The organism is Streptomyces diversicolor, assembly GCF_057537855.1.
The window spans coordinates 163,807-180,706 of sequence record NZ_BAAJXA010000002.1 but is presented as its reverse complement, the minus strand read 5'-3'; the positions used below and the strand labels follow the sequence as shown (position 1 = coordinate 180,706).

General features: G+C 69.8%; 12 protein-coding genes and 2 pseudogenes. 6 read left to right on the top strand and 8 right to left on the bottom strand.

All coding sequences use genetic code 11. The features are described 5' to 3' along the window. Nucleotides 1-30: 30 nt before the first annotated feature. Genes AC27LF_RS02695 through AC27LF_RS02685 form a run of 3 tightly spaced genes read right to left on the bottom strand, consistent with a single transcriptional unit; the run spans nt 31 to nt 4,542 of the window. Entirely contained in the window at nt 31-1,983 is a 1,953-nt protein-coding gene (locus tag AC27LF_RS02695) for an ABC transporter permease/substrate-binding protein (RefSeq protein WP_479656048.1), read from the bottom strand. Then, nucleotides 1,973-3,511 (bottom strand): sugar ABC transporter ATP-binding protein, encoded by a 1,539-nt coding sequence (locus AC27LF_RS02690; protein WP_479656049.1) that lies wholly within the window; start codon nt 3,509-3,511, stop codon nt 1,973-1,975. The genes AC27LF_RS02695 and AC27LF_RS02690 overlap by 11 nt, the downstream gene beginning before the upstream one ends. Then, complete coding sequence (locus AC27LF_RS02685) at nt 3,508-4,542, bottom strand: LacI family DNA-binding transcriptional regulator (protein ID WP_404033626.1); 1,035 nt, start codon at nt 4,540-4,542, stop codon at nt 3,508-3,510. Before AC27LF_RS02685 ends, AC27LF_RS02690 begins: the two co-directional genes overlap by 4 nt. Before the next feature lie 132 nt (nt 4,543-4,674). On the opposite strand from AC27LF_RS02685, the pseudogene AC27LF_RS02680 reads away from it, so the two are divergent. After that, nucleotides 4,675-5,620: pseudogene (locus tag AC27LF_RS02680) on the top strand (IS630 family transposase); the annotation flags it as partial. Between the two features lie 61 nt (nt 5,621-5,681). On the opposite strand, the gene AC27LF_RS02675 reads toward AC27LF_RS02680, so the two are convergent. The 4 genes and pseudogenes from AC27LF_RS02675 to AC27LF_RS02660 all read right to left on the bottom strand — a co-directional run bounded on the left by AC27LF_RS02675 (nt 5,682) and on the right by AC27LF_RS02660 (nt 8,201). Beyond that, on the bottom strand, nt 5,682-6,059 hold the full coding sequence (locus AC27LF_RS02675) for a nuclear transport factor 2 family protein (protein ID WP_479656050.1): 378 nt from the start codon (nt 6,057-6,059) through the stop codon (nt 5,682-5,684). A 296-nt stretch (nt 6,060-6,355) separates the two neighbouring features. Beyond that, nucleotides 6,356-6,610, bottom strand: a complete 255-nt coding sequence (locus AC27LF_RS02670; RefSeq protein WP_479656051.1) for a hypothetical protein — start codon at nt 6,608-6,610, stop codon at nt 6,356-6,358. 78 nt (nt 6,611-6,688) lie between these two features. Next, a pseudogene (locus AC27LF_RS02665) lies at nt 6,689-7,614 on the bottom strand (hypothetical protein). Nucleotides 7,615-7,787: 173 nt separating this feature from the next. Next, nucleotides 7,788-8,201 (bottom strand): ATP-binding protein, encoded by a 414-nt coding sequence (locus tag AC27LF_RS02660; protein ID WP_479656052.1) that lies wholly within the window; start codon nt 8,199-8,201, stop codon nt 7,788-7,790. Nucleotides 8,202-8,431: 230 nt separating this feature from the next. Between AC27LF_RS02660 and AC27LF_RS02655 the strand changes: the two genes are divergently transcribed. From AC27LF_RS02655 to AC27LF_RS02635, 5 genes are all read left to right on the top strand, one after another. Next, nucleotides 8,432-9,283, top strand: a complete 852-nt coding sequence (locus AC27LF_RS02655) for a helix-turn-helix domain-containing protein (protein ID WP_479656053.1) — start codon at nt 8,432-8,434, stop codon at nt 9,281-9,283. Nucleotides 9,284-9,291: 8 nt separating this feature from the next. Further along, entirely contained in the window at nt 9,292-9,486 is a 195-nt protein-coding gene (locus AC27LF_RS02650) for a DUF397 domain-containing protein (protein ID WP_479656175.1), read from the top strand. A gap of 8 nt (nt 9,487-9,494) precedes the next feature. Next, complete coding sequence (locus AC27LF_RS02645) at nt 9,495-9,704, top strand: DUF397 domain-containing protein (protein WP_479656054.1); 210 nt, start codon at nt 9,495-9,497, stop codon at nt 9,702-9,704. A gap of 135 nt (nt 9,705-9,839) precedes the next feature. Beyond that, nucleotides 9,840-12,092: an SF1B family DNA helicase RecD2 gene (gene recD2 / locus AC27LF_RS02640; protein WP_479656055.1), complete on the top strand. Its 2,253-nt coding sequence runs from the start codon at nt 9,840-9,842 to the stop codon at nt 12,090-12,092. 197 nt (nt 12,093-12,289) lie between these two features. Next, on the top strand, nt 12,290-13,579 hold the full coding sequence (locus AC27LF_RS02635) for a citrate synthase (protein WP_479656056.1): 1,290 nt from the start codon (nt 12,290-12,292) through the stop codon (nt 13,577-13,579). An 898-nt stretch (nt 13,580-14,477) separates the two neighbouring features. On the opposite strand, the gene AC27LF_RS02630 is transcribed toward AC27LF_RS02635, so the two are convergent. Then, entirely contained in the window at nt 14,478-16,796 is a 2,319-nt protein-coding gene (locus AC27LF_RS02630) for a heavy metal translocating P-type ATPase (protein WP_479656057.1), read from the bottom strand. Nucleotides 16,797-16,900: the final 104 nt, after the last annotated feature.

The following is a 16,900-nucleotide window of genomic DNA, read 5'->3' as shown; positions in this document are numbered from 1 at the left end:
GGTGGGGTGAGGCGCGGTCGAGGCGTGGTGTCAGCCGGTGAACCCGTTCACGTTCTGCGCGGTGACGACCTTCACCGGTACCTTCACGGTCTCGTCGATCTTCTTGCCGTCAAGTGCCTTGAGGGCGTTGTCCACCGCGATCCTCCCCAACTGGGTGGGCTGTTGGGCCACGGACGCGTACAGCGTGCCCTTCTTCACGGCCGCCAGCCCGTCCGGGGTGCCGTCGAAGCCGACGACCGAGACGGACCGGCCGGCCTTGGCGCCCAGGGCCTTGATCGCGCCGAGGGCCATCTCGTCGTTGGCGGCGATGACGCCCTGCACGTCGGGGTGGGCCTGGAGCAGGTTCGACATCACGTCGAGGCCCTTGGTGCGGTCGAAGTCGGCGGGCTGCTGGGCCACGACCTCGATGCCCGGATAGGACTTGAGTCCCGCGGCGAAGCCGGCGGCGCGCTCGCGCGCGGCGGAGGTGCCGGCCTGGCCCTGGAGGATCACGATCTTCCCGTTGCCGCCGAGCTTTTCGGCGATCGTCTTGGCGGCGAGTTCACCGCCGGCGACGTTGTCGGAGGCGACCAGGGCGTCGGTGCGGGCGTTGTTGACGCCGCGGTCGACGGCGATCACGGGTATCTTCGCCCGGTCGGCCGCCTTCACGGAGTTGCTTGCCGCGTCCGAGTCCACCGGGTTGACGATGATCGCGCCGAGCCGTGAACTGGTGAAGTTCTGCAGCTGGTTGGCCTGCTGCGAGGCGTCGTTCTGGGCGTCGGTGACCGTCAGGTCCACCCCGAGCCGCTTCGCCTCGGCCTGGGCGCCCGCCCGGATCTGCACGAAGAAGGGGTTGTTGAGGGTGGACAGCGACAGGCCCACCTTCGGGTTGCCGCCGCCGGCGGACCCGTTGTGCAGGAAGGACGTCGCGCCGACGATCGCCACGGTGACCACGGCCGCGAGCGTGTACGTCGCCGCCTGCCGGCCCCTGTCGCCGCCGCCCGTGCCCGCGGCCTGCGGGCTCGCCCCCGCCTTGCGGCGCACGGTGTCGAGCAGCACGGCCAGCGCGATGACCACGCCGATCACGACCTGCTGCCAGAAGGCGGACACGGACAGCAGGTTGAGGCCGTTGCGCAGCACCGCCAGGATCAGCGCGCCGATCAGTGTGCCGGACGCCTTGCCGGTGCCGCCCGCGAGCGAGGCGCCGCCGATGACGACCGCGGCGATCGCGTCCAGTTCGTAGCCGTCGGCGGCCTGCGGCTGCGCGGAGGACAGCCGGGAGGCGAGCACGACGCCCGCCGCGGCGGCGAACACACCCGAAAGGGCGTAGATCGCGAGCTTCTGCTTCTTGACGCGCAGACCCGACAGGCGCGCGGCCTCCTCGTTGCCGCCGATCGCGTACATGGAGCGGCCGATGTAGGTACGGCCGAGCACGAGCGCCGCGATCAGTCCCATGACGACCATGACCAGCACGGGCACCGGCAGCCAGCCGCCCAGCGTGTCGCCGAGGTGCGAGACGGAGTCGGGGAAGGGGATGGGGGAGCCCTGCGAGATCACCAGGGACAGGCCGCGGCCCACCGACAGCATGGCGAGTGTCGCGATGAACGGCGGCAGTTTGCCGTACGCGATCAGAAAGCCGTTGACCAGGCCGCACGCGATGCCGGTGGCGATCGCGAGGAGCACGGCGAGGGCGACCGGCACCCCGTGCTGGGTGGCGCTCCAGGCGAGGACCGTGGCCGACAGCGCGGCGACCGAGCCGACCGACAGGTCGATGCCCGCCGAGACGATCACGAAGGTGACACCGAAGGCGAGGATCGCGGTCACGGCCGCCTGGACGCCGATGTTGAGCAGGTTGTCGGTCGTCAGGAAGTCACCGGACAGCGCCGACAGGGCGATGACCAGGACGATGAGCGCGGTGAGCGCGCCGTTGTCGAGCAGGAGGCGGCGCAGGCCGCCCGGGGCGCCACTCGCGCCCGTCCTGCTGTTGAGCGTGTCAGTGGCCACGAGCGGCCTCCGTTTCGGTCGTGGGAGTCGTGGGGGCGGTGGGAGTGCTGACGGCGAGCGCCATCACGGCGTCCTGGGTGGCCTCGGCCGCCGCGAGTTCGCCCGCGATCCGGCCCTGGGCCATCACCAGCACCCGGTCGCTCATGCCCAGTACCTCCGGCAGATCGCTGGAGATCATCAGGACGGCGGCGCCCTGCGCGGTCAGTTCGTTGATGAGCTGGTAGATCTCGACCTTGGCGCCGACGTCGATGCCGCGCGTCGGCTCGTCGAGGATGAGCACCTTGGTGTCCGCGAGCAGCCACTTGCCGATGACGACCTTCTGCTGGTTGCCGCCGGAGAGCGTGCGCACCTGCTGCCCGAGGCCCGCCATCCGCACGCCCAGCTGCCCGGCGATCCGCTCGGCCGCCCGGTGCTGCGCCTTCCGGTCGACGAGCCCGGCACGGGTCGCGGACCGCATGGTCACCAGGCCGAGGTTCTCCTCGACGGACGCGCCGAGCACCAGGCCCTGGCCCTTGCGGTCCTCGGGCACGAGCCCGATCCCGGCCGCCATCGCCGCGTTGACGTCGTGCCGCCGCAGCGGCGCACCGGCGACCCGCACGTCCCCCTTGTCGTAGGGGTCGGCGCCGAACACGGCCCGGACGACCTCGGTGCGGCCGGCGCCGACGAGCCCCGCGATGCCCACGACCTCGCCGGCGTGCACCTGGAAGCTCACGTCGTGGAAGACGCCGTCGCGGGTGAGTCCGTCGACGGTGAGCAGCGCGGCCCCCGCGCCGGCGCGCTCGCGCGGGTACTGCTGCTCGATGGAGCGGCCCACCATGAGCCGCACCAACTCGTCCTCGGGCGTGCCGGCCGGGACCTGACCGACGCTCCTGCCGTCCCGGATGACGGTCACCCGGTCGCCGAGCGCGGCGATCTCCTCCAGGTGGTGGGTGATGAAGACCACGCCGACGCCGTCCTCGCGCAGCGTGCGCACGATGCCGAAGAGCGTGTCGACCTCCTCCGAGGTGAGCACCGCGGTCGGCTCGTCCATGATCAGCACGCGCGCGTCCAGGCTGAGCGCCTTGGCGATCTCGACCATCTGCAGCCGCGCGATGCCGAGTTCGCGTACACGCGCGCGTGGCGAGACGTTCACGCCCACGCGCGCGAGGAGGACTTCGGCGTCCGCCTCCATCGTCCTGCGGTCGATCATCCCGAAGCGGCGCGGCTGGCGGCCCAGGAAGATGTTCTCGGCCACCGTCAGATCGGGCACCAGGTTGAACTCCTGGTAGATGGTGGCGATGCCGAGGCGTTCGGAGTCCTGCGCACTGTGGATGCGGACCTCCTCGCCGCCGACCAGGATCCGGCCGGCGTCGGGGCGGTAGGCGCCGGAGAGCATCTTGATCAGCGTGCTCTTGCCCGCGCCGTTCTCACCGAGCAGCACATGCACCTCGCCGCGGCGCAGGTCGAAGTCGACGCCGTCGAGCGCGACCACGCCGGGGAAGGTCTTGCGAATGCCCTCGATGCGCAGCAACTCGTCCGGGTTGCTCACGGCTGGCTCCTGTTCGTTGCGGGGGACGGCTCCTGGGGGGCGGGCTCGCCGCACGAGCGGCGCACGACGAGCCGGGCGGCGAGGGTCACGGACTCGGGGGGCCGGCCCTCGATGCGGTCGACCAGGGCCCGTACGGCGGCTCGGCCGAGGTCGCCCGTGGGCTGGGCGACCGCGGTGATCGGCGGGTCGGTGTGCACGAACCACGGGATGTCGTCGAACGCGGCCAGCGCGAGGTCGTCCGGAACGCGCAGGCCGCGCGCGCGGACGGCGTCCAGCGCGCCCAGCGCCATCAGGTTGTCCGCGGCGAAGACGACCTCGGGCGGCTCGGGCAGGTCGAGGAAGCCCTCGGTGACCCGCCGCCCGCTCTCGGCCTGGAAGTCGCCCTGGCCTATGTAGGCGTCCGGGAGGGGGATTCCGTACTCGGCCAAGGCGGCCCGGAATGCCTCGACGCGTTCGCTGCCGGTCGTGGTGGCCGCGGGCCCCGCGATGATCGCGAGCCGTCGGTGCCCCAGCGCCTGCAGATGGGCGACCAGATCCCGGATCGCCGCGCGCCCGTCGGCCCTGACGACCGGCACGTCCACGCCCGGGATCCACCGGTCGACGAACACCATCGGCGTGCCCGCGCGGACGGCGTCCAGCATCAGCGGCGAACCGCCGTCCGTCGGCGAGACGAGCAGCCCGTCGATCCGCCGGTCCCGCAGGGTCCGCACATGGTGGTCCTGGAGGTCGGGCCGCTCGTCGGCGTTGCCGATGATGACGCTGTAGCCGAGCGCGCGGGCCTCCTCCTCGACGGAACGGGCCAGTTCGGTGAAGTACGGGTTCAGTACGTCGCTGATGACCAGGCCGAGGGTGCGCGTCTGGTCGGTGCGCAGGGAACGGGCGACGGCGTTGGGCCGGTAGCCCAGGCGGTCGACGGCGGCCAGCACACGCGTGCGTGCGTCCGCGCTGACCGACGGGTGATCGTTCAGGACACGCGAGACCGTGGCGACGGAGACCCCCGCCGCGGCGGCGACGTCCTTGATGCTCGCCATCGCCGTTCCACCTCCTTGTGGACATGCATGGAATCGATTACATCGACGCGTACGGAGGATTGGAATCGATTACACAAGTCACGCGCAAGCCCCGAACCCCCTCCGAAACCCAATCGTGACCCGGACCCCCTGGGGTGCCGAGGGCCGGTGCGCTACCGGCGCGCGACGATGCTGCCGGCCTCGGCCGGCGGGAACCGGGTGCCGGTGATCGCCCAGCTGGTCCAGGCCGACGAGGACACCGTCCGGGACGTGATCCACCGGTTCAACGAGATCGGCCTGGCCCGCCCGGGTCCTCGCTGGGCGGGAGGCCGCCCCCGCCGACTCAGCCCTGACGAGGAGGACTTCGTCATCCGGGGGCCACCACCCTCCCCACCAGGCTCGGCCAGCCCTTCACCCGCTGGCCGTTGCGCAAGCTCGCCGCCTGCCTGCGGAAAGTGCACGGACGTGTCATCCGCATCGCCCGTGAAGCCTTACGGTGCCTGCTGCGGCGCCGCGGCATCACCTTCCAGCGCACCAAGACCTGGAAGGAGTCACCCGACCCTGATCGCGACGCCAAGCTCGACCGGAACGAGCAGGTGCTGGACCGCTTCCCGGACCGGGTCTTCGCCGTCGACGAGTTCGGCCCCCTGGGGATCCGGCCCACCGCAGGCTCCTGCTGGGCGAAGCAGGGCAAGCCAAACCGGCTGTCGGCGACCTACCGCCGCACCCACGGCGTCACCTACTTCCCCGGCTGCTGCTCCGTGGGCGACGACCGCCTGTGGGGCGTCAACCGCCGCTGCAGGGGCACCGGCAACACCCTGGCCGCGCTCAAGTCGATCCGCGCCGCCCGACCCGACGGGCCCCGATCTACATCATCCTGGACAACCTCTCCGCCCACACCGGCGCGGCCATCCACCGCTGGGCGAAGAAGAACAAGGCAGAGTTGTGCTTCACCCCGGCCTGCGCTTCCTGGGCCGACCCGATCGAGGCCCACTTCGGCCCGCTGCGGCAGTTCACCCTGGCCAACTCACACCACCGCAGCCACCCTGCGCAAACCCAGGCGCTGCACCGCTACCTGCGCTGGCGCGACACCAACGCCGAGCCGCCCCCGAACGCCGACGGGGCAAGTTCAGGAGAAGGACAAGCGACAGAAGGATGACTCAGGAGGCGAACGGCTCGATCTCCCCCGCGAAGACGATGATCTGGTCGATGAGGCTCCGTCGCAGATGGACGACATCCGTTCCCGCCAGGCGCGGGCCTCCATCAGGCGTGGTGAAGACCCACTGGTACCGGGCCCATTCGTCAGGCATGTCCACCGCTGAGCAGCGCACCATCGTGCCGGTCCCCGCCGGGTGGCGTCGGATGTCCAGCACGAACCGCTCGACCGCCCCGATTCCTTCGCTGCGACCCAACGGCCCCCAGAAGACCACGTCTGAGGTCAGGGCCTGAGAGAGCAGGGCAGTCACATAGCTGTCGTCCGAGGCGTTGAACGCGGAGATGAACGTGTCGATCGCGGAGCGTGCGGTCTCGTCCTGCATGTCCCAGTAATACCAGACGTTTCGCGTGCGCTCGCCCCACCGCGCAAGCTCCGAGCCGCCTTCCGATCACGGTGAACCTTCCCGGTCACAGCGCTGGACGGGTGCACTGACAGCGCCTGTGACCGAGCGGCTCACGCAGGTGCCTGAGAGAGTGGGGCGAAGGCGTGCTGTTCGTCGGAGTGCTGCCGTGTCCGGAGGAAGTGGTGGAGTTGCCCGAGGAAGCGGTCGAGCAGGCGGCGCTGAGCCGACGTGCGCCCCGGTGCCGCGAGTAGCGGGCGGCCCGAGATTCCCCCGGCTCAGTCCTGAACGAACAGTTCGTCGGCGCTCGTGGCATGGACGGATCGTCGGCCCCAGGCGTCGAGTTGGTCGAGGTCTGCGCAGGCGTTGACCCGGTCACGGACGGCTTGCGATACCGGGATTCCGCGCGACCTCAAAATGAACAGGATCGCGTCACGCGCCGCTTGGAGACGGCCTTCTTTGCGGCCTTCTTCACGCCCTTCTTCGCGTACCTGTTCGGCGAGCGGGTGTCGCCAGAAATACTGGATTGCCATGATCAAGTCCCCCGACGTGTGCTTGGTGGTTGACGATGCGGGCCACCCGTGCCGCGGGCGGCCCGGCGGGTCACGTACTCACTCTTGGGTGAAGAGTTCGGCGGTGTTGGTGGCGTGCATGGCTCGCTGGGTCCAGGTGTCGAGTTGGTCGAGGTCCGTGCAGGCGTTGACCCGGTCGCGGACTGTGTCGGGCACGGGGATCCCGCGCCATTCGAGGATGTTCAGGACCGTCTTGCGGGACCTTTCGATGTGCCCCTCTACACGTCCTCGTTCGAGACCTTGTTCGATGCCTTGCTCGATGCCTTCTTCACGCCCTTCTTCCCGCACCTGTTCGGCCAGCGGGTGTCGCCAGAAGTACTGGATCGCCGTCATCAAGTCCCTCCACATCTTCTTCGCCTGGGGATCGGCCAGGCATGAGTCGACGAACTGCACGAAGACCGCGGCACTGTCGGAGTCGACGGTCCGCAGGGCGGCTGCCAGGGATTCCAGTATGACGGCGGCCTGCGGTCCCCGCCCGTGTGTCATCGCCGACAGCACCGCAAGGGGTACGTCCCGCTCGGCCTGCCGTTCATCCGCGATCACCGGCACGTTGTCCGGCCCCAGCACCAGCGGCCGTACGGTCAGCGACTCCCAGCCGGGGAAGCCGAACCGGATGGGCTTCGACGCCCACTTGGCCGTGGCGCTGTTCTGGGTGATGACGATGAGCACGGGCTCACAGCGGTACTTCTCATACAAGTACGACAGGTAATAGGGCCAGCTGCCCCGCTTCCGGTCGTCCGCCTTCCCCTGCGACTCGACCACGAGAAGGAAGGTCCCCTCGTCCGTCTCCGCCCGATGTCCACGCGCCGCTCGACGGGTTCGATCTCTGTGAGGTCCACGTTCAGCGCGGCTATCTCCCGGGGCTCGGGGAAGGGCACGTGCAGCACCCGTTGTAGCGCCCGGGTCAGCAGGGCCGGATCCTTCTGGAAGATCCGGTGCAGCGCCTCATGTGACGAGCCGACCATCAGCTCTCCTTTCCGTACGACGAGATCAACGAGCCGGGCCGCAGCGTCGGCACGGCCGGACGCGCCGTAGATCGTCTTCGCTGTGTCGCGGCCGACCCTCCCGCGCCCCCCGCCGCACTCCCGCGCCCCCTCGCGGCGCTTTGCCCACCGCATCGGGTTCTCGCCGCCCCTCCTCAGGCCGCCGCGAGTTCGCACCACACGTACTTGCCCCGGTTGCCGTGCCTGGTCAGGGGCTGCCAGCCCCAGAGGTCGGCGCAGGCCCGGACCAGCGCGAGCCCGCGGCCGTCCTCCGACTCGGTGGCCTGGTCCAAGGGGCGTGGCGGTTCGGGGGGTTCGGGGTCGGCGTCCCATGCCCCCAGTCGCAGTACGCCCGCCGACCAGCGCACGCGCAGGGCGGCCGGCCCCTTCGTGTGCCGTACGGCGTTGGAGACCAGTTCGGTCGCCAGCAACTCCGCGACGTCGACCAGGTTGATCAGGCCGTGGACGGTCAGGATCAGGCGGAGGGTGCGGCGGCTGACGGTGACGGCGCGCAGGTCGTTCGGGATGTACAGGCAGTACTCCCAGGGTTCGGGCACGTTTTCGGGCATGCGTCAACTCCGGCTCGGTGGTGGGGTTCGGAGCGCTGCGAGTGGGGCGGGCGGTGGCATTGCCGCAACCGTCGTGGCAGGACGGAGCGCTTCCGGTGCCCCGGAATTTCCGCAGCGTGTGCGTCGCGTCACCGACGGTAGGTCTATAAGTTCATGTCTCGCAAGTCGGTCGCGTAATCTGTCGCCTGAACGAGTTGCGCTCGCAGGCGCGTTGAGTCGAGGAGTGTCAGATGGCGCTGAGGCGCGAACCAACGGCCCGGCAGATGCGTCTGGCTGTCGAACTGCGCAGACTCCGGGAGGCGGCAGGCCTGACCGCACGCGAGGCGGCAGGGCTGCTAGGAGTGGGCTCCGCCCAGATCAGCCACATCGAATCCGCGCTCGCCGGTGTGAGTGAGAAGCGGCTGCACCGTCTTGCGGACCACTATGTATGCACGGATGAGGCATTCATCAAGGCTCTGATCGCCATGGCCGCCGATCGGACTCAGGGGTGGTGGGAGGAGTACCGCGGAGCCTTGCCCACACCCTTCCTTGACCTCGCTGAGCTGGAGCACCATGCCACGTTCTTGCGAGAAGCTCAGTTCCTGCACATTCCCGGTCTCCTCCAGACGGAGGATTACGCCCGTGCCGTCTACGCCTACCGAGTGCCTGAACTTCCCTGTGAAGAGCTTGAGTTGCGTGTCAGGCACCGGATGCAGCGCAAGGTCATCCTGGAAGACCCGCGCCGCACGCCGTACGAAGCCGTCGTGCACGAGGCGGCGTTGCGCATCATGGTGAGTGACCGCGGTGCCATTCGATCCCAACTCGCCCGTCTTCTTGAACTCTCCGAAGCCGATCACATCACTGTCCGCGTCATCCCTTTCGACCTAGAGGGCTTTGCCGGCGCCGCGAGTGCGATGACGTACGCAGGTGGCTCCGTGCCCAAGCTGGATACGGTCGTACGGGATGCGCCTCACGGCGCCGCCTTCGTTGACTCCGAAGCCCAACTCGGTGCGTTTCGAACGCTCTTCCGTAAAGTGGAGGCCGCGTCACTTGACCCTGAACGGTCACGCGACTTCATCCACAGGTTGATCAAAGAGCTGTGAGGCACCTCATGGACACCCTCGACAACTGGCGCAAGTCGTCCTACTCGGGCCCCGGCGACGGTGACTCCTGCGTGGAAATCGCACACCACCGCACCCGAGTGGGCATACGCGACTCCAAGGACCGCGCCCACGGCCCCCTCACCTTTCCAGCCCCCGCCTTCTCGGCCTTCCTCGAAGCCGTGAAGTCGCGTCCCACCCCCTGAGGGAGACGGTGAGGCATCCCTTGAGCATCCCCGGCAACTGGCGCAAGTCGTCCTACTCCGGTGAGGGCGACGGCAACGACTGCGTCGAGATAGCGAACTCGCCCACCCACATCGCCATCCGCGACTCCAAGAACCGCGCCCACGGCCCCCTCACCTTCCCCACCCCCGTCTTCACGGCCTTCCTGCAAGCCCTCAAGGAGCAGCACCCCCGCCCCTGAACACCCCCCCGCTGGCAACTGCTCGCCGGGATCGTGCGCCCGGCGCAGAAACCACGTCGGCCCATAGACCCAGCACAGCCCCACCGCGCACCTCCGCGGGCGGCGCTGTCACAGGTCGGCGGTACGGTCGGAGGCATGGTGCAGCAGGCGGGGAACCCCACCGAGCGGAAGCTCGCCGTACTCGAAGGCGTGCTGGAGCGGATCACGTACGCCAACGAGGACAACGGCTACACGGTCGCGCGCGTCGACACCGGCAGGGGCGCCGGCGACCTGCTGACCGTGGTCGGTGCGCTGCTCGGCGCGCAGGTGGGCGAGTCGCTGCGGATGGAGGGCCGCTGGGGCTCCCACCCGCAGTACGGCAAGCAGTTCACCGTGGAGAACTACACGACCGTCCTGCCGGCCACCGTCCAGGGCATCCGCCGCTACCTCGGCTCGGGCCTGGTCAAGGGCATCGGCCCGGTGTTCGCCGACCGCATCACACAGCACTTCGGACTGGACACGCTGCGGATCATCGAGGAGGAGCCCAAGCGGCTGATCGAGGTGCCCGGCCTCGGCCCCAAGCGCACCAAGAAGATCGCAGACGCCTGGGAGGAGCAGAAGGCGATCAAGGAGGTCATGCTCTTCCTGCAGACCGTCGAGGTCTCCACGTCCATCGCGGTGCGCATCTACAAGAAGTACGGCGACGCCTCGATCTCCGTGGTCAAGAACCAGCCGTACCGGCTGGCGGCGGACGTGTGGGGCATCGGCTTTCTGACCGCCGACAAGATCGCCCAGTCCGTGGGCATCCCGCACGACAGCCCGGAGCGCGTCAAGGCGGGCCTCCAGTACGCGCTGTCCCAGTCCACCGACCAGGGCCACTGCTTCCTGCCCGAGGAGCGGCTGATCGCGGACGCGGTGAAGCTGCTCCAGGTCGACACCGGCCTGGTCATCGAGTGCCTTGCCGAACTGGCCGAGCCGCCGCAGGACGGGTCCGACCCGGGCGTCGTACGGGAGAAGGTGCCCGGACCCGACGGCGGCGAGCCCGTCACCGCGGTCTACCTCGTCCCCTTCCACCGCGCGGAACTCTCCCTCGCCGCCCAGCTGCTGCGCCTGCTGCGCACCGACGAGGACCGGATGCCGTCCTTCCGGGACGTGGCCTGGGACAAGGCCCTGGGCTGGCTCAAGGGGCGCACCGGCGCCGACCTCGCGCCCGAGCAGGAGGCGGCCGTGCGGCTGGCGCTGACCGAGAAGGTCGCCGTCCTCACCGGCGGCCCCGGCTGCGGCAAGTCCTTCACGGTCCGCTCCATCGTGGAGCTGGCCCGCGCCAAACAGGCCAGGGTGGTGCTGGCGGCTCCCACCGGCCGGGCCGCCAAGCGGCTGGCCGAGCTGACCGGCGCCGAGGCGTCCACCGTGCACCGGCTGCTGGAGCTGAGACCGGGCGGCGACGCGGCGTACGACAAGGACCGCCCGCTCCAGGCCGACCTGGTCGTCGTGGACGAGGCGTCCATGCTGGACCTGCTGCTCGCCAACAAGCTGGTCAAGGCGGTGCCCCCGGGCGCCCATCTGCTCTTCGTCGGGGATGTGGACCAGCTGCCCAGCGTCGGGGCCGGCGAGGTGCTGCGGGATCTGCTGGCCGACGGCAGCCCGATCCCGGCCGTCCGTCTCACCCGGGTCTTCCGGCAGGCCCAGCAGTCCGGCGTGGTGACCAACGCGCACCGCATCAACTCCGGGCAGCACCCGGTCACCGACGGCATGAAGGACTTCTTCCTGTTCGTCGAGGACGACACGGAGGCGGCCGGACGCCTCACCGTGGACGTGGCCGCGCGCCGCATCCCGGCCCGGTTCGGCCTCGACCCGCGCCGGGATGTGCAGGTGCTCGCGCCGATGCACCGCGGCCCGGCCGGCGCCGGCACCCTCAACGGGCTGCTTCAGCAGGCCGTCACGCCGGGCCGTCCCGACCTGCCCGAGAAGCGGTTCGGCGGCCGGGTCTTCCGTGTCGGCGACAAGGTGACCCAGATTCGCAACAATTACGAGAAAGGCGAGAACGGCGTCTTCAACGGCACCGTGGGCGTGGTCACCTCGCTCGATCCGGTCGACCAGCGGCTGACGGTGCTGACGGACGAGGACGAGGAGGTGCCGTACGAGTTCGACGAACTGGACGAGCTGGCGCACGCGTACGCGGTGACCATCCACCGCTCGCAGGGCAGCGAGTACCCGGCGGTGGTGATCCCGGTCACCACGGGCGCGTGGATGATGCTCCAGCGCAATCTGCTGTACACGGCGGTCACCCGGGCCAAGCGGCTGGTCGTCCTCGTCGGTTCGCGCAAGGCGATCGGCCAGGCGGTACGCACCGTGTCGGCCGGCCGGCGGTGCACGGCCCTCGACTTCCGGCTGGAGCTCCGAAAATGATCGATCAATTGAGTCGGGAAGGTCACAGAGCCCTTCCAGACGGGCCGGCAACGGGGCAGGATGAGCAGGTTGGCGGCACTGAGTGCCGCCAATAAGCCCAATGGTCGACCCCGAGTGCACTCTCCTGAGCCAAATGGGGGATGGTAGAGACAGTCAGGGCACCTCGAAGATGAGGCACTACGTCGGTGAGGGAAGACGTGAGCGACAACTCTGTAGTACTGCGGTACGGCGACGGCGAGTACACCTACCCGGTGATCGACAGCACCGTCGGCGACAAGGGCTTCGACATCGGGAAGCTCCGCGCCCAGACCGGTCTGGTGACTCTGGACAGCGGTTACGGCAACACGGCTGCCTATAAATCCGCCATCACCTACCTCGACGGCGAGGCGGGCATCCTGCGCTACCGCGGCTACCCGATCGAGCAGCTGGCCGAGCGCTCCACGTTCCTGGAGGTGGCGTACCTGCTGATCAACGGTGAGCTGCCGACCGTCGACGAGCTGACCACGTTCAAGAACGACGTCACCCAGCACACGCTGCTGCACGAGGACGTCAAGAACTTCTACACGGGCTTCCCTCGCGACGCCCACCCGATGGCGATGCTGTCCTCGGTCGTCTCGGCGCTGTCCACGTTCTACCAGGACAGTCACAACCCGTTCGACGAGAAGCAGCGCAACCTCTCCACCATCCGGCTGCTCGCCAAGCTCCCGACGATCGCGGCGTACGCCTACAAGAAGTCGATCGGCCACCCGTTCGTCTACCCGCGCAACGACCTCGGCTACGTCGAGAACTTCCTGCGTATGACCTTCTCGGTGCCGGCGGACGAGTACCAGCTGGACCCGGTCGTCGTCTCCGCCCTCGACAAGCTGCTGATCCTGCACGCGGACCACGAGCAGAACTGTTCGACCTCCACGGTCCGTCTGGTCGGCTCGTCCCAGGCCAACATGTTCGCCTCGATCTCCGCGGGCATCAACGCGCTGTGGGGCCCGCTGCACGGCGGCGCCAACCAGTCCGTCCTGGAGATGCTGGAGGGCATCCGCGACTCCGGCGCCGACGTCGACACCTTCATCCGCAAGGTGAAGAACAAGGAGGACGGCGTCCGCCTGATGGGCTTCGGCCACCGGGTCTACAAGAACTTCGACCCGCGCGCCAAGATCATCAAGGCCGCCGCGCACGATGTGCTCTCGGCCCTCGGCAAGGAGGACGAGCTGCTTGACATCGCCCTCAAGCTGGAGGAGCACGCCCTCTCCGACAGCTACTTCGTCGAGCGCAAGCTCTACCCGAACGTGGACTTCTACACCGGTCTGATCTACCGGGCCATGGGCTTCCCGACGGAGATGTTCACCGTCCTGTTCGCCCTCGGCCGGCTGCCGGGCTGGATCGCCCAGTGGCAGGAAATGATCAAGGAGCCGGGGTCCCGCATCGGCCGTCCGCGCCAGATCTACACGGGCGTCGTCGAGCGCGACTTCGTGCCGGTCGAGGAGCGCTGACACCTGCCGGAGCGCTGAGTGCGCTGACACCTGCTGCTGTGAAGGATGCCGTGGCCCCGGAGGGTCGCGGCATCCGGTCTTCTCCCGAGTCGGCGCCGCCCTTTTTGCCGGCGCCCAGCAGGGTCACCGCCCCAAAGGGGCGCGGGGAACTGCGCGACCGGCCACAGTGGCGCCGCACCCGCCGGACGAAGTCTCCGAGGCACCCCCCGAGGCGCCCCGCCCCCGGCGGCACAGCCAGACCCCGCCGAGGTTTTGTATGTGTGGGCCCGGGCTGCCCGCAAAGCGCGACGGATCCGCGGCCGAAGCCCGTGCCGACTCCGGGCCACTCGCCGCCAGGGGCCCCGGCGGCGAACCGAACGCTGAAAAGCAGAAGGCGCCCTGGAACGCCGGTCCCCCCACGGGCCGACGACCAGGGCGCCTTCCCGTGTCCCGGTGCGGATTCCCCCCACGGGATCCGGCCGGGCGCTTGCGAAAGCAGCGCCTGAATCGCTGCATGAGCACAACGAGCAAAACCCGCCGCACTCCAGTGATGCGGTGCGATCTGCCGGGACCCGCACGATCGGAGTGGCCGCTCAAAGCTCCCCGCTGCACGTGCCCCGGCAACGCATCTCTGAGGAAGTCCCCCAAGACATCCTCAGATGCCGGCCGACGCCCCCCAAGACGTCGACTGACATCGCCAACTTAGACCGTCGAACCCCTTCGATGGTTACGTTCACATCACTGTGATCTGCGTCTCTTGCATATGTCCCTAAAATACGCAAGAGCCCCAATATGGCGATCGGGGCTCAAGCGTAAGGATGATGCGCGAGCCTTGTGAAGAGCTTATGTGAGGCTCGCGCCGGACTCTAGGGGCACTCTTACTTCGGCCCCGACCTACTGTGGGTAACTTCGGCAGGACTCACCGGAACCGCCGCAGCCGCAGGCTGTTCGTCACCACGAACACCGACGAGAAGGCCATCGCCGCCCCGGCGATCATGGGGTTCAGCAGTCCGGCAGCCGCCAGCGGCAGCGCGGCCACGTTGTAGCCGAAGGCCCACACCAGATTGCCCTTGATCGTGGCCAGCGTACGCCGGGACAGCCGGATGGCGTCCGCGGCCACCCGCAGATCCCCGCGCACCAGCGTCAGATCGCCCGCCTCGATCGCCGCGTCCGTGCCGGTGCCCATCGCGAGACCCAGATCGGCGGTGGCGAGCGCCGCCGCGTCGTTGACGCCGTCACCCACCATGGCCACGGTCCGCCCCTCGCGCCGCAGCCGCCGTACGACATCGACCTTGTCCTCGGGCAGCACCTCGGCGATCACCTCGTCGATCCCCACGGCCTCGGCGACGGACCGCGCCACCGCACTGTTGTCCCCGGTCAGCAGCACCGGCCTGAGTCCCAGCGCCCGCAGCTCCCGTACGGCCTCGGCGCTGGTCTCCCTGACCGCGTCGGCGACGGCGAGGACCCCGCGCGCGGCTCCGTCCCAGCCGGCCACGACCGCCGTACGGCCGTTCCTCTCGGCCTCGGCCACCGCACGGCCCAGCCGCGGCGGCAGCTCGTCGAACAGCCGCCCCACGACCACCTCACGGCCCTCGACACGCCCGCGTACGCCCCGCCCCGGGACGTTCTCGAAGTGCTCGGCCGGCGGCAGCGTCCCGACCCGCTCCTCGGCGCCGGCCGCGACCGCTCGGGCCACCGGATGCTCGGAGGCGTGCTCCAGGGCGCCCGCGAGCCGCAGCAGCTCCTTCTCGTCGGTCCCCTCGGCGACGTACACCTCCTGGAGGGTCATCCGGCCGGTGGTGACCGTGCCGGTCTTGTCCAGGACGACGGTGTCGACGCGGCGCGTGGACTCCAGGACCTCCGGGCCCTTGATGAGGATGCCGAGCTGCGCGCCCCGGCCGGTGCCGACCATCAGCGCGGTGGGCGTGGCCAGGCCCAGTGCGCACGGGCAGGCGATGATCAGCACCGCGACGGCCGCCGTGAAGGCGGCGGCCGTGTCGCCCGTGACGCCGAGCCACACCCCGAACGTGGCGGCGGCGATCAGGATGACCACCGGGACGAACACCGCGGAGACCCGGTCGGCGAGCCGCTGCACCTCGGCCTTGCCGTTCTGGGCGTCCTCCACGAGCTTCGCCATCCGGGCCAGCCGGGTGTCCGTGCCGACCCGGGTGGCCTCGACGACCAGCCGGCCGCCCGCGTTGACCGTGGCACCGGTGACGGCGTCGCCGACGCCCACGTCCCGCGGCACCGACTCGCCGGTCAGCAAGGACTGGTCGATCGCGGAGACCCCCTCGACCACGGTGCCGTCGGTGGCGACCTTCTCGCCGGGGCGCACGACGAAGCGGTCGCCGACCCGCAGCCGCGCCACCGGCACACGCACCTCGCGGCCCTCCCGCAGTACGGCCACGTCCTTGGCGCCCAGTTCCATCAGCGCCCGCAGGGCGGCGCCCGCCCGCCGCTTGGCGCGGGCCTCCAGGAAGCGGCCCAGCAGGATGAGGGTGACGACGCCGGCGGCGACCTCCAGATAGATGGTGGAGGCGGAGTCCATCCGGGCGACGGTGAACCGGAACTCGTCGTGCATGCCCGGCATGCCCGCGTCGCCGAGGAACAGCGCCCACAGCGACCACCCGAACGCCGCCAGCGTGCCGACCGAGACCAGGGTGTCCATGGTGGCCGCGCCGTGCCGGGCGTTCGTCCAGGCGGCCCGGTGGAACGGCAGTCCGCCCCAGACGACGACCGGCGCGGCCAGGGTCAGCGAGAGCCACTGCCAGTTGTCGAACTGGAGCGCCGGGACCATGGCGAGCAGGACCACGGGCACGGCCAGCAGGGCGGAGCCGAGCAGCCGCCGGCGCAGCGCCGTCGACTCGGGGTCCTCGGGGGCCTGCGGCGGTGCGGCCGTGTCGGGCGGCTGCGGTGGCGGGGGTTCCTCGGCGGTGTACCCCGTCTTCTCCACGGTGGCGATCAGATCGGCGACCCGGACCCCGTCGGCACAGCTGATCTTCGCCTTCTCCGTCGCGAAGTTCACGGTGGCGGTGACGCCGTCCATGCGGTTGAGCTTCTTCTCGACCCGGGCGGCGCAGGAGGCGCAGGTCATGCCCCCGATGAGCAGGTCGACCTCGCGGACGGCCGCGGGTTCGCCGGTCGCGGGGGGCCTGGTTGCTTCGGGGGCCGTGGTGGCTGTGGCTGCTGTGGGGGGCGTGGTCGTCGCCGCGGTGGGTCCCGTGGTGGTGCTGGTCATGTCCGGACTCCAGACAACGGACCGGGCCGTACGGATCCAGTGTCGGCTGGTCGGTACGGCCCGGACGGGGAGGGGTGTCTCAGCTCTGCGTTCGAGTGTTCGGG

Bases quoted from the DNA above. Each gene is read 5' to 3' on its own strand.
- AC27LF_RS02660 (WP_479656052.1), bottom strand. From the start codon at position 8,201: ATGCCCGAAAACGTGCCCGAACCCTGGGAGTACTGCCTGTACATCCCG.
- AC27LF_RS02670 (WP_479656051.1), bottom strand. From the start codon at position 6,610: ATGGCAATCCAGTATTTCTGGCGACACCCGCTCGCCGAACAGGTACGC.
- AC27LF_RS02650 (WP_479656175.1), top strand. From the start codon at position 9,292: ATGGACACCCTCGACAACTGGCGCAAGTCGTCCTACTCGGGCCCCGGC.
- AC27LF_RS02675 (WP_479656050.1), bottom strand. From the start codon at position 6,059: ATGCAGGACGAGACCGCACGCTCCGCGATCGACACGTTCATCTCCGCG.
- AC27LF_RS02655 (WP_479656053.1), top strand. From the start codon at position 8,432: ATGGCGCTGAGGCGCGAACCAACGGCCCGGCAGATGCGTCTGGCTGTC.
- AC27LF_RS02685 (WP_404033626.1), bottom strand. From the start codon at position 4,542: ATGGCGAGCATCAAGGACGTCGCCGCCGCGGCGGGGGTCTCCGTCGCC.
- AC27LF_RS02630 (WP_479656057.1), bottom strand. From the start codon at position 16,796: ATGACCAGCACCACCACGGGACCCACCGCGGCGACGACCACGCCCCCC.
- recD2 (WP_479656055.1), top strand. From the start codon at position 9,840: ATGGTGCAGCAGGCGGGGAACCCCACCGAGCGGAAGCTCGCCGTACTC.